Annotated in this window: 8 protein-coding genes, 1 tRNA gene, 1 pseudogene and 1 riboswitch; of the genes and pseudogenes, 4 read left to right on the plus strand and 6 right to left on the minus strand. The window is 74.9% G+C overall.

The window, feature by feature from the left end; genetic code table 11:
• From I3F58_RS28095 to I3F58_RS28105, 3 genes and pseudogenes are all read left to right on the plus strand, one after another.
• Positions 1-361 (plus strand): annotated as a pseudogene (locus I3F58_RS28095) (hypothetical protein); the annotation flags it as partial.
• 63 nt (positions 362-424) lie between these two features.
• Positions 425-498 (plus strand) — tRNA-Met (locus I3F58_RS28100).
• Between the two features lie 317 nt (positions 499-815).
• Positions 816-949: riboswitch (cyclic di-AMP (ydaO/yuaA leader) on the plus strand.
• A gap of 12 nt (positions 950-961) precedes the next feature.
• Entirely contained in the window at positions 962-2,185 is a 1,224-nt protein-coding gene (locus I3F58_RS28105) for a M23 family metallopeptidase (protein WP_240111527.1), read from the plus strand.
• A gap of 236 nt (positions 2,186-2,421) precedes the next feature.
• On the opposite strand, the gene I3F58_RS28110 is transcribed toward I3F58_RS28105, so the two are convergent.
• The 4 genes from I3F58_RS28110 to I3F58_RS28125 form a co-directional block, all read right to left on the minus strand.
• The gene (locus I3F58_RS28110) at positions 2,422-3,726 is read right to left on the minus strand and encodes a PrsW family intramembrane metalloprotease (RefSeq protein WP_240111532.1); all 1,305 of its coding nucleotides are present in this window, start codon (positions 3,724-3,726) and stop codon (positions 2,422-2,424) included.
• Between the two features lie 271 nt (positions 3,727-3,997).
• Complete coding sequence (gene trmB, locus I3F58_RS28115; protein WP_374208053.1) at positions 3,998-4,825, minus strand: tRNA (guanosine(46)-N7)-methyltransferase TrmB; 828 nt, start codon at positions 4,823-4,825, stop codon at positions 3,998-4,000.
• A 193-nt stretch (positions 4,826-5,018) separates the two neighbouring features.
• The gene (gene lhgO, locus I3F58_RS28120) at positions 5,019-6,218 is read right to left on the minus strand and encodes an L-2-hydroxyglutarate oxidase (protein WP_240111534.1); all 1,200 of its coding nucleotides are present in this window, start codon (positions 6,216-6,218) and stop codon (positions 5,019-5,021) included.
• Positions 6,219-6,367: 149 nt separating this feature from the next.
• Positions 6,368-8,164: a sporulation protein gene (locus I3F58_RS28125; protein WP_240111528.1), complete on the minus strand. Its 1,797-nt coding sequence runs from the start codon at positions 8,162-8,164 to the stop codon at positions 6,368-6,370.
• Positions 8,165-8,973: 809 nt separating this feature from the next.
• Between I3F58_RS28125 and I3F58_RS28130 the strand changes: the two genes are divergently transcribed.
• The gene (locus I3F58_RS28130; protein ID WP_374208054.1) at positions 8,974-11,223 is read left to right on the plus strand and encodes an asparagine synthase-related protein; all 2,250 of its coding nucleotides are present in this window, start codon (positions 8,974-8,976) and stop codon (positions 11,221-11,223) included.
• 65 nt (positions 11,224-11,288) lie between these two features.
• Here I3F58_RS28130 and I3F58_RS28135 read toward each other — a convergent pair whose 3' ends face one another.
• A complete protein-coding gene (locus I3F58_RS28135) occupies positions 11,289-11,828 on the minus strand; it encodes a hypothetical protein (RefSeq protein WP_240111530.1) in 540 nt (179 codons plus the stop codon).
• Between the two features lie 29 nt (positions 11,829-11,857).
• Positions 11,858-12,763: NPCBM/NEW2 domain-containing protein (locus tag I3F58_RS28140; protein WP_240111531.1), on the minus strand; the 906-nt coding region annotated here is incomplete at its 5' end.

A 12,763-nucleotide genomic window follows, 5' to 3' on the forward strand; every position in this document is an offset into this window, starting at 1 on the left:
CGCCGGGACGGCGAGTCCCGGCCGCGCCCCGACGGCCTCCGGGGCGCCGTCGCCCGCCTCCACCGGCTCCGCCGCCGCGTCGGCGGCCCGCTCGGCCACCGCGCCGCCCACCCGGAGTGCCGGGGGAGACCTGGCGTCGGCGCTGGCGGCGCAGGAAGGCGGGATGGATCCGCGCCTCTACCGGGAGGCGCAGCGGGAGATCGCGGAGATCGACAAGAAGCTCCAGCAGGGCGCCACGGGCAAGGCCGCCGACAAGGCGGGTGCCCTGCAGCGGAAGCTGACCGACGCGCGGGAGAAGGGGAGGTGGACCGGTGACGGTGAGCTGATGGGCCTGCTCGACGACCTCGCGAACGCGGCCTGAGCACGCCCCGCGCGGAAAGTGGTCGTGAGCGCCCCGGGAATGGCGTAAGGTTGTGTTCACCGACGCGGGGTGGAGCAGCTCGGTAGCTCGCTGGGCTCATAACCCAGAGGTCGCAGGTTCAAATCCTGTCCCCGCTACTTGAAGAGACGAAGGCCCGATGCCCAGGCATCGGGCCTTCGTCGTGTTCCCATGCGGCGGGGCAGTCTCGGTGCGTCGATACGCTGAGTGACGAGAGGGCAGCCCTCCGCATAACAATTGACGCACCGTCAGAAACCCGCGAGGTGGATGGGGTCGATGAGGGATGGTCAACTGGACCTGTTTCCTGCGCATATCGACCGATTTGAGGATGCGGATTTCGCGGAACGATCAGTAGGAACAGCTTGGAATACGACCCGGGCTTCTATTAACGTTCGATAACGCAGCGCGGTTGTTGCAGCCGTCGCAGAGGCGGCACCGTGCGCATGCGCCGAATCCCGCAAGGGAACCGGGGAACCACCTTTTTGGGGTGAATCGGGCCGATGTGGCCCGTAGGAGACCTTCCTGCTCCGAACCCGTCAGCTAACCCGGTAGGCGGTGAAGGAAGGAAAGGAGAGCGCCTCCGTGGCGTCCAACAGGCCTGCCCCCGAAGCACCTTACGGCTCCTCGTACGGCGGCGACGCCGACGCGACCGGCACGTATGCCCCGTTCGGTTCCTACGGGTACCAGGACTCCGTGGACGGCCAGGACACCGCCGTCTCCACCGTCCCCGCCCTCTCCACCCTCCCCGCTGGTTCCACGGGCGAGTGGAACCCCACCGAGGACACCGTTCGTCCGGTGCGCGGGCGGCACCGCGTCGCGAAGCAGCGCGGCGGGCTCGCCCGCAGCTCCACCGTTCTCGGCGTCGGCGTCATCGCGGCCGTCGGCGCGGGCGGCATGGCCACCGCGCAGGACAAGCCCAGCATCGCCATCTCCCTCCCGGACCTGCCGGACGCGTCCTCCCTCCCCGGCATCGGCGCCCTCGTCTCCGACGACAGCGACGACCAGGACCCGGGCGACACCGCTCAGACGGCCGACACCTCCACCGAGGGAACGGGCGGCCTGGAGCCGCTCGGCGCCCTCACCGCAGCTGTCCCGGAGACCACCGCCCAGGGCTCCGCCCCCGCGGACTCCGGCACCGGCGCGGGCGAGGCACTGCGTGCCCGCATCCTCCAGCAGGCCGAGCAGCAGCAGGCGTCCGCCGAGGCCGAGGCGCAGGCCGCCGCGGAGAAGGCCGCCGCCGAAGCCGCCGCCAAGGAGGCTCAGAAGCAGCAGGCCGCCGCCGAGGAGGCCGAGGCGGAGCGCAAGGCCGCCGAGGAGGAGCGCAAGCGGGAGGAAGAGGAGCGCAAGCGCGCCGAGGCCGAGGCCGCCGCCAAGGCGGAGGCCGAGCGGCTGGCCAAGCTCGCCGCGAGCTACGCGCTGCCCACCTCCTCGTACACGATCACCTCGACCTACGGACAGGCCGGCTCCATGTGGTCGTCCGGCTACCACACCGGTCTCGACCTGGCGGCCCCCACGGGCACCCCCGTGAGCGCCGTCCACGGAGGCACCATCAAGTCCGCCGGCTGGTCCGGCGCGTACGGCTACCGGATCGTGCTGGAGCTCGCGGACGGCACCGAGGTCTGGTACTGCCACCTGTCCTCGATGACCGTCAGCGCCGGTCAGACCGTCGGTACGGGCGACACCATCGGCCGCGTCGGCGCCACCGGCAACGTGACGGGCCCCCACCTCCACCTGGAGGTCCACACCGCGAGCGGCGCGGGCGTCGACCCGGCTGCCTGGCTCCGCGGCAAGGGCCTCACCGTCTGAGCCACCGGCCTGCACCGAGGCACGGGGGCCGTTGAGCCACCGGCCTGCGCCGAGGCATCGGTTCACCGTCTGCACCCCCCGTACTCCGGCGGCCCCGGCGGCACCCCCCCGACGCCAGGGCCGCCGGTTCCTTCCCGTGCACGACGACCGGCTTCACGCGCGGCGCCCCGTGGCCGGGGGAAGGGGATCCGCCGCCGTGCCTCCCCTTCCACCGACCCGCCCGTTCTTCCCGGCCCTCAGGCCCGGTACGGGTTGTAGCCCGTGTAGTCGCGGTGCGGGGGCGGGGTCCACGCGCGGCCGGTGGCGCGGGCCGCGTAGGTGAGCGCCGGGCCCGCCACCTGGCGGCGTTGCCACATGTGGTGCAGCAGTTCCTGCTCGCGTGCCGTGAAGTCCGGGGCCACCAGGCCGCGCCGCGACCGGTACCGCAGGAACGCCAGGGACGTCGCGAACGCCTCGTACTCGCCCACGGCCCGCGACGCGGGCCGGCCGAACGTCCGAGCCGCGTACCCCCGGGCCACTCCCCGGGCCCGCATCGAGGACAGGGCCGGCGGCTCGTCCGGCGCGAGCCAGCCCGCCGCGGCGTACGCGGGAAGCTCCGCGGCGACGGTCCGCAGCTCCCGCTGCCGCGACCACACCGCGAACCACGTCAGCAGCCCCAGCACCGGCAGCATGAACGCCCCGTACACGAGGAAGAACCCCAGCGGCCCGAACGTCGTCGAGCCGTTCCACAGCGCGTGCAGCCCCATCGCCAGGGCCAGTCCGGCCGGCGGCACGATCACGCGGGCGACCCGGCGGAAGCCGCGCCGCCACCGTCCGGCCATCGCCGCGGCGACCCCGAAACCGATCCCGGTGCACACCGTGAACAGCGGGTGCGCGAACGGCGACATCACCACCCGGACGAAGAACGTCGCCGCCGTCACCGACGCGATGCCGGATGTCGTTCCGGTCTCCTGGTCCTCGCCGAACGCGGTGCCCAGATAGAGGATGTTCTCGGTGAACGCGAAGCCCGTCGCCGTGAACCCGGCTATGACGACCCCGTCGACCAGGCTCGTGAAGTCCCTTCTGCGGAACAGGAACACCAGCAGGATCGCGCACGCCTTGGCGGTCTCCTCCACGACCGGGGCCACGACCGTCGCCCCGAGCACGTCGGCGGACGCCCGGTCGGCGGTCGCCGTGGCTATCCACCGGATCGCGAAGGTGTTGGCCAGCAGCGACATCAGCGCCGCCGCGAACGCCCCCCAGGCGAAAGCGAACAGCAGGTTCTTCCAAGGCCCCGGCTCCACCCGGTCCAGCCACCGGAACGCCGCCAGCAGCAGCGGCACCGGCAGTACCGCGAGCCCCAGCCCCACCAGGAACCCGGCCGTACCGGTCTCCTCACGGACCAGAGCCAGGATCACCAGGGCGCACAGCCCGAGCACCAGGATCACGGCCGTGGCGCGCACCACCCTGCTGCGCCAGAAGGCCCGCCGCGGCCGGTAGCGCCACCGCGCCCGCTCCGGTACGGCGTCGAAGACCGGGGCCTCCCCGTCCCGTGCCGGAATGACCGGCGCGGGTCCTCCGGCAGGCGGGGCGGCCGCAGGTGCGTGAGGCGGATACGACGAAGCGGCCCGCGGCGGGCCTGTCCCCGGGCCCGGCGGCGGAACGTGCTGGGTGCGCGACTCTGACACCAGACGACCCTAAACGGGGCCACCGACAGTCCGCGACCGTGTTCTCGCCGTCACCGCACGCCGATCGCGGGAAGGGCCGGTCGCGGGGGCAGTCCGGTTACGCGGCAGACCTGCCGCAGGGAAGTCCGGTTACCCGGCGGGCCTGTTACGCGGTGCGGCGGAACAACAGGTCGTGCACCGCATGCCCCTTGTCCAGCCCCTGGCCCTCGAAGCGGGTCAGCGGCCGGAACGCGGGCCGCGGCGCGTACCCGCCGTTCGGCGCCGTGTTCTCGAACGCGGGGTGCGCGGTCAGCACCTCCAGCATCTGCTCCGCGTACGGCTCCCAGTCGGTGGCGCAGTGCAGCACGGCCCCCGGCCGCATCCGCGTCGCGACCAGGTCCAGGAACGCGGGCTGGATCAGCCGCCGCTTGTGGTGCCGCTTCTTGGGCCACGGGTCCGGGAAGTACACCCGGACGCCGTCCAGCGCGTCCGGCGCCAGCATCTCCCGCAGCAGGATGATCGCGTCGCCGTTGGCGACCCGGACGTTGGACAGCCCCGCCCGCTCCGCGAGCGCCAGCAGATTGCCCTGGCCGGGCGTGTGCACGTCCACGGCGAGGATGCCCGTCGACGGATCGTCGGCGGCCATCCGCGCGGTCGCCTCGCCCATCCCGAAACCGATCTCCAGGACGACCGGCGGCCCGCCGAACATCTCGTCCAGATCCAGCACCCGCTGCCCGTCGATGTCGAGGCCCCACGCGCCCCACAACCGCCGCAGTGCCTCCGCCTGTCCCGCGGTCACCCGGGAGCGGCGTGGCTGGAAGCTGCGGATCCGCCGCTCGAAATGCGACCCGGCGGGGTCGGGGGACGGCCCGCTGCCGTCCGGGAACATCCGGCTCTCCCGGCGCACGGGCACGGCCGACTGTCCGTCCTGGCGCCCGACGACGGGCTCGGTGCGGGGCTCGTCGAAGGGGGCGGGTTCGGTGCTGGTGGTCATCGCGGTTCTCTCGGACACAGTGCCGTCCATAGTACGGAGCCCGCAGAGGTGGTGAGGAGCGCGCGGAGAGACGGGACGTGCTCAGAGCACGGGACACGCCGGGACGCGGACGCACGGAAGGCCGGAGCCCGAAGCGGTACGGTGCCCACGCGCCGCCCCGGCCCCGGCGGCCACCCCCCGCCGTACCCGGCCCTCAGCCCCCCTCACCGCCCAGCTGCGCCAGGGCCCGCCGCGCCACCTCCCTGCCGATCGGCAGGGACGCCGTCGCCGCGGGTGAGGGCGCGTTCAGCACATGCACCGTGCGCGCCGCCTCATGGATCAGGAAGTCGTCCACCAGCGTCCCGTCCCGCAGCACGGCCTGGGCCCGCACCCCGGCCGGCGCGGGCCGCAGATCCTCTGCCGTCACCTCCGGCAGCAGCCGCCGCACGGCCTCCGTGAACGCCCGCCTCGACCACGACCGGTGCAGTTCCCCCGCCCCGTACCGCCAGTGCCGCCGCGCGATCCGCCACGCGCCCGGCCACGCCAGGGTTCCCGCCAGCTCCCGGGGCCGCACCACCGGCCAGCGATACCCCTCCCGCGCCAGCGCGGGCACCGCGTTCGGCCCCACATGCACGCCCCCGTCCACGCCCCGCGTCAGATGCACCCCAAGGAACGGAAACGCCGGGTCCGGCACCGGATACACCAGGCCCCGCACCAGCTCCGGGCGCTCCAGCTCGTAGTACTCACCCCGGAACGGCACGATCCGCACCCCCGGGTCGTCCCCGGCGAGCCGCGCCACCGCGTCGCAGTGCAGCCCGGCGCAGTTCACCAGCACGCGTGCGCGGACCACCTCCCCGGCCGCCGTCCGGACCGCCACACCCCACGGGCGCCGGTCCACGACGGTGACCCGCGCGCCGTACCGAACCTCCGCCCCGGAGGCGTCCGCCAGCCGCGCGGCCACCGCGCCGTAGTCGCAGATCCCCGTCGTGCCGACATGGACGGCAGCCAGGCCCCGCACCTGAGGCTCGTACTCACTGATCTGCGCGGGGCCCAGCTCCCGCACGGGGATGCCGTTCTCGCGGCCGCGCTGTGCCAGAGCGTGCAGGCGGGGCAGCTCGGACCGGTCCGTGGCGACGATCAGCTTGCCGGTGACCTCGTGCGGCAGCCCGTACTCGGCGCAGAACTTCACCATCTCGGCCGCGCCCCGCACCGCGTACCGCGCCTTCAGCGAACCGGGCCGGTAGTAGATGCCGCTGTGGATGACACCGCTGTTGCGGCCCGTCTGGTGCCGCGCGGGGCCCGGCTCCTTCTCCAGGACGGTGACCCGTGTGCCGGGGGCCGCCCGCGTCAGCGCGTACGCCGTCGACAGCCCGACGATCCCTCCGCCGATCACCAGGACGTCACAGTCGAACATGCCGCCGCCGAACCCGGACACCTGTGCCACCTCCCACCCCGATAGTGCACTGGCCCGCCGACAACGCCGTTAAACCAGACGTCGAAGGGGGTGGGAGATGGATCACGCCAGGTGGGGCCGAGGCCCCGCGCCCGTACGGGGCCGCCGGCCTACGCCGGGGCCGACAGCAGGGGACGCGCCCGTTCCCGCAGCTCCGCGACGCGCGGCTCGTCCCCGTACGGCTCCAGCCGGTTCAGCAGATCCCGTACGTACTCCTTCGTACGGGCCGACGAGATCCGCCCGGCCACCTCCACCGCCCGCACCCCCGCCGCACACGCCGCGTCGAGGTTGCCCGACTCCAGCTCGGCCACCGCGCTCACCACCAGCCGCAGCCCGTGCGACCGCACGTACTCCTCCGTGGGCCGCGACAGCGCCTGCTCCGTGAACCTGCGCACCTGACGCGGCGCCTTCAGGTCCCGGTAGCACTCGGCGGCGTCGGCGGCGAACCGGTCGTACGAGTAGAAGCCCAGCCACGACGGATCGGCGTCGCCCGCGCGGGAACGTTCCAGCCACACCTCGGCCGCCTTCAGCGCGGCACCCGCCGCCGCCGCGTCCCCCGCCTTGGCGTGCGCCCGGGCCTCGACCAGCCGGAAGAACGACATGGTGCGGGCGGTGGCCAGGCCCCGGTTGCGTTCCAGTGCCGCCTGCGCCAGGTCCACGCCCTCGTCCGCGAACCCTCTGTAGGTGGCCTGGAGCGACATCGACGCCAGGACATAGCCGCCGAGCGGCACATCGGCCGCCGCGCGCGCGAGACGCAGCGCCTGGATGTAGTAGCGCTGTGCGGCCTCCTGCTGGCCCGTGTCGAAGGCCATCCAGCCTGCCAGCCGGGTCAGCTCGGCGGTCGCCCCGAACAGGGCCCGGCCCACCTCGTCCGAGTACGAGCCGAGGAGGAGCGGCGCCGCGTCGACCCGCAGGCACTCCGGCACCATCGACGAACGCCAGTCCCCGCCGCCGTACTTGGAGTCCCAGCGCCGGGCGTCCTCGGCGGCCTCGCGCAGTTTCGCCACATCGCTGTGACCCACGCGCGCGTGGCCCCCGTCGGGCAGTTCCTCCGGCGCCCCGGCCGGAACGGCCGCCGTGGCCGGGCCCGCGGGCGGCGGGACGGCCGCCACGGGCGCGGGGGCGGACGGCTCCTGGGAGGTGACCTGGCCGGGGGCGGGGCCGGTGGTGGAGGCGGCGCTCGCGGCGCCGGGAGCGGCTGGGTCGCCTCGGTGTGTCCCCGCGGGCGGGTGTCCGGGGGCCTGCCTGCCCGGTCCGGGGGCGCCGGCGGAGCCCGTACCGGAGCGGCCGGGCGCGGCGGGACCCGCACCGGCGGAGCCCGTACCGGAGGGGCTGCCGCCGGGGGCGGCCCGATCAGCCCCGGGTCCGCTCCGCGACCCGGGTGCGACCGGTGCGCCCGCCGTGCCCCCCGGTGCGCCGTCCGGACGCGGGGCCGGCCGTTCCACCGACGGGTCGGCCGGTGTGATCAGCCAGCGTGACGCGGGCGTGGCGTACGCGCTCACCGCGAACGACCCTGCCAGCGACTGCCAGATGCCGCCGCCGCCCCGCCGCCCCGCGAGGTCCAGCCGGTACAGCTCGGTCGCCGCCTTCACGGCCTCGCCCACATCGCGCGGAAACGTCAGCCCCACCTCGGGTGCCGGGTCCGCGTCCGCCAGGCCGATCTCGTGCAGGGGCACCGGGCGGCCCAACTTCTGGCCGATGGCGGCGGCGATCAGATGCGGCGCGGCACCCTGCGGGATCATTCCCTTCGACACCCACCGGGCCACCGACGTCTTGTCGTACCGCAGGGTCAGCCCGCGTTGCGCCCCCAGGTCGTTGACCCGCCGGGCCAGACCGGCGTTGCTGATCCCGGCGAGGGCGAGAACGGTGCCGAGCTTCTCGTTCGGTCCGCGTAGCTCCCTGGACATTGCGCGCCACCCCTCGACACCCAGACGGCCGCCGCACTGCCAGGCATAGGCGCGCGGCATTCGTAAACCCAGCGTAGTTCGCCGCATCCCCACCGTTAAGAGGCGGTGTTCCCTATGGCGGGATTGTTGTGCGTAAGGGAAGTTGGCGTGCGCCCGACGCTCTGCCGCCCCGCTCACCGTGCTCCCGGTGTGTGGCCGTGCGCCCGTCCGTGCGCTCTGGCCCGCCTTGTGGGGGCAGGGCTTCCATGGTGCTGCGTGGGTCGGCCCGCTGGGCAGGTACCAGCGGGCTGGGGGACACCGCCGCCTCATTCCCCGCGGGCGGCGGACCGGTCCGGGGGGTGAGCAGCGCCTCCCGGGCCGGGCGCGCGCGGGGCTGCCGAGTGCTCGGGGGACGCGTGAGCACGCGGCCTGTCGCCGGACGTGCGGTCCGGTGGGCGCGGAGATTGGCTGAATGACGCCTATCGTTCGACTGGTCGAACCGCGAAGAGGCCCGCCGCGGACCAGACCCGGCGCCCCGCCCCTCACCACGGCCAATTGCCGGGGGCGCTTTCCCATTCGCACGCGCGCCGCCCGGACACCCTCCTCGCGCGCTGTTGTCGTGGCAGCATGTCCTCCACGGCGCTCTCGGCCTCTGCCGGGCCGAGTGGGCCTGATGCGGCTGGAGTTGTCCACAGGCTGTGGAGGCGGCGATGCGCTGGCTGGTGGGATGGAGCAGTATCGCCGCGCGCTTCGGCACGAGCCACACCGGCATTCACACCGACGGCACCCCCCACGACAGCAGCCGCACCAACGGCCGGAACACCCACCGCATGCCCGGCGACGGGCTCCTCGACGACGGCCCCGCCCTGCAGCCCGTCGGCGGCCAGCTCCTCTGGGGCGACCCCGACCCCCTGTGGGCCGTGGGCGACTGGCGCCCCGACGAACTCCGCGTCGTCACCGTCGCCCCCGACACCCGCCTCGCCGTCCTCGGCTGCTGCGCCGCCAGCGACGACGAACTCAAGGTCGGCCTCCTCGCCGCCCGAGGCGGAGCCATCCGCCACCTCACCGCCTGGCCCGGCAGCTACACCGCCGTCGTCAGGACCGGCCGCCGCATCACCATCGCCGCCGACCTCGCCGGCGCCCGCCCCGTCTTCCACACCCCCTGGGCCGACGGCACCGCCTACGCCACCGCCGCCCTCCCCCTGGCCGACCTCATCGAGGCCCAGCTCGACATAGGGCACCTCGCCGCCCTCCTCGCCTGCCCCGAAACCCCCGAGATCCTGCGCGACTCCACCCCCTACACCGGCGTCCGACGGGTCCCGCCCGGCCACGCCCTCGTCCTGCGCGAAGGCTCCCGCGAGATCACCGGATACGAGACGGTCTCCTCGCTCGCCGTCGCCGCGCCCCAGCTCGACCCGGACCGTGCCATCGAAGCCGTGCGCGACGCCCTCGTCGAAGCCGTCCGGGCCCGCCTCACCGCCCCCCGGCACGCCCCCGCCACCCCGCAGCCGGACCCCGGCCCCGTCCCCGGCATGGGCCCCGCCGCCCGCCGTGCCGCCCGCGGCACCCCCACCCCGGCGCCCGGCATCGGCGCCGACCTGTCCGGCGGCAGCGCCTCCAGCACCCTCGCCCTCCTCGCCGCGGGACTCCCCGGCGTCCCCGGCATCATCCCCGGCACCCTGGGCGCCACGGGCCCCGCCTTCACCCCGCGCACGGCCCCGGGCACCAGCCCTGGCAGGGCCCCGGGCCGGGGCACCGCCTCCGGGCCCGGCCACGTCGGCCCGGGCCCGACCCCCGGTCACGGCTCCGCCGCCGAATCCGGCGAACGCCTCCTCGCTGTCACCTTCAACGACCTGTCCCCCGGCGGCCACGACCCCGCCCGCACCGCCGAACTCGAACGCGCCCGCGCCCTCGCGGAGAACCCCCGCCTCCACCACGTCGTCGTCGCCGCGGGCGAGGAGGCCCTCCCGTACGCCGACCTCGACATCCCCCTCACCGACGAACCCGGCCCGTCCCTCGTCACCGCCCCCCGCCACCGCCGCCGCCTCGCCGCGGGCAGCGCCGACCACCTCACCGGACACGGCGCCCGCCAGGTCCTCGACGCCCACCCGGCGCGCCTCGCGGACCTCCTCATGGACCGCAGACGCCGCCACCTGCTGCGGCCCGTCACCGCTCTCGCCAAGGCATCCGGCCCGTCCGCGGGCTCGCTCCTCGTGCCGCTCACCGTGTACCGGGCCGCGCGCAGGCTCGCCCGTACCCCCTACCGCGCAGGGCTGGAAGCCGCCGCCGCCCGCCTCGCCGACGTCCCCCACGCGCGCGTCGCCACGGCCCCGGCGGACGGCCGCGAACCGGGCCGCTTCGCAGGCCCCGGCGGCCCGGTCGACGCGTCCCTCGCCGCGCTCGCCTGGTCCCGCCCCGGTCCTGCCGCCCGCTGGCTCACCGGCGAGGCCCTCGCGGACGTCGCCGCCCGCCTCCACCAGGCCGCGACCCGCCCCACCTCCGTCCAGCGCCCCGGCGAGGCCCGCGCCCGCGCCGCCCTCACCCGGCACGCCGCCGACCACCGCGTCCTGGAACAGGCCGCCGAGATCCGCAGCCAGCGCCTGCACGCCCCGTTCCTCGACAACCAGGTCGTACGGGCCTGCCGCGACCTCCCGGAAGCCCTGCGGGTCCGGCCGGACGCCCGTGCCGACATCCTGCGCGCCGTCCTCGCGGGCAGCGGTATCCACCACCTGCCGACCGGCTGGGGAGCCACCTCGCACGCCCCCTCGACGGCCGCCGCACACACCGGGCTCCGCGCCGCCCTGCCCCAGCTCCTCGCCCTGTTCGACGCGCCGCTCCTCGCCGACGCCGGTCTCATCGAGGCCCGGGTCGTCCGCGAGGCCCTGCGGGACGCAGCCGACGGCGGACCCGGCGCACCCGACGCCCTCGACGGCCTGGCCGACCTGGTCTCCACCGAACTGTGGCTGCGCCGTCTGGTCGCCCGCCGCGGCACCTGCTGGACCGGCGCCGCCGCACCCCGCCAACGCGCCCTCGCCACCGGCATCCCACCCCGCCCGGCCCGGCCGAGCCTCCGCGCCTGAGCACCCCTGCTCCGACCCGCAGCCGGGAACCGGGACATCAAAGACCGGGCACCGGGAACCGGGGATCAGCCAGGAATCAGATCCCCCAACGCGTCCAGCGCCAGCATCCACATCGGCTGCGCCCCGGTTCCGAACGCCGCCGCCAGCGCATACCCGAGTGCCGCCTCCACCGCGCGTACGTCGGCGTCACCCCGCCACTCCGCGAGCACCACCCCGTCCCCGTCGGACGAGAACTCCCCGAGGCGCTGCCGTCCGCGCAGCAGCCGACTCCCCACCATCGAGTCCGGTACGAGCCGGTACCGGTCGCCGCCATAGGCGGCATCGGCCCGGAACGACCGCCGCGTCAGCCGCCCCTTGCCGGGCCGCACCGGCACGCTGTGCCCGTCGACGGTGAGCGACAGCAGTCCGCCGTCCCGCGTGCCGACCGGGATGTGCGCGTTCACCTCGACGTCGTCCCCGGCCCGGCGGCGTATGACGACCGTCGGCACCCTGTCGCCGCTGACGGTCACCACTCCCGCCGCGGTGTCCAGGACTACCCGAACCTCCCCGAAAGCGTCGTCACGGGTGGTCGAAACGGCAGGCGAGGCTGCCTGATCATGCTCCACTGTGCCTGTCTTCCTTCGCTGTGCCGGTACTAGCGCTGCCCCGCGCAGGTGATCCGCGCCTCCGCCCAGTCCGCGAGAGCCACTCTGCCGAACGGCTTGCCGACGGGCTCCACAACCAGCCGCAGCGTGGCGCGTCCGGCGATGCCGACGCGCACGGACACCGCCGGGTCACCCCCTCCGACCACCGGTGACTGCCACAGCCGAACCCCGTCCCCGTACACCGAGAACCGCACGGATCCCAGCTTCAGCGACGTGTCGTCGAGTCCGGCGAACGCCACATAGGTCGAGCAGGCGCGGTTGAGGTCGACGGTCACCGACGACCTCGGGTGCACGGTGACCCCGTGCGCGTACTGCGTGCCGCCGATCGACATGCCGCCCCGCTGCCACAGCGGACTCGACCCGCCGAGTCGCAACTCGGGCCCGCTCTGATCCCCGAACTGCCCGAACGGCAGCCGGCTGACCTGGTACTCGGCAGGCGACGGAGGCGGTGTCGGAGAGGGCGTCGGGCTCGGTGCCGGGCTCGGCGTCCTGCTCGGCGTGGGCGTCGGAGGCGGCACAGGAGCGGGACTCTCCGACACCTCCGGCACCACGACCACCGGCTCGGGACTGGGCGTCGGCGTCCGTACGGGGGTCGGCTTCGGACTCGGGCGCGGTGCGGGTGCCGACGGGGGCGCCGGCTCGGCATGCCGCACAGGAACCGGCTCCGGGCTGTGCGTGGCGGTCGGCGTCGGGGTCGGCTCCGGTACGACGGGCTGCGCGACGCCCGGCCGTGCCTCGCGCTCCGGTGAGGTCTGCGGGCCGCCCGACAGCGCCCACACGAGCCCCGCGGTCGCGGCCACCGCCACCGCGGCGGCGATCCCGGCCTTGGCGGAGGCACCCAGCCCCTCGGCCACAGCCCCCCCGGCGGCCGGTGACGGGGTTCGGGTGCGACGGGG

Origin of the sequence: Streptomyces sp. MUM 203J (assembly GCF_022414595.1) — a bacterium.
Lineage (GTDB): Bacteria > Actinomycetota > Actinomycetes > Streptomycetales > Streptomycetaceae > Streptomyces.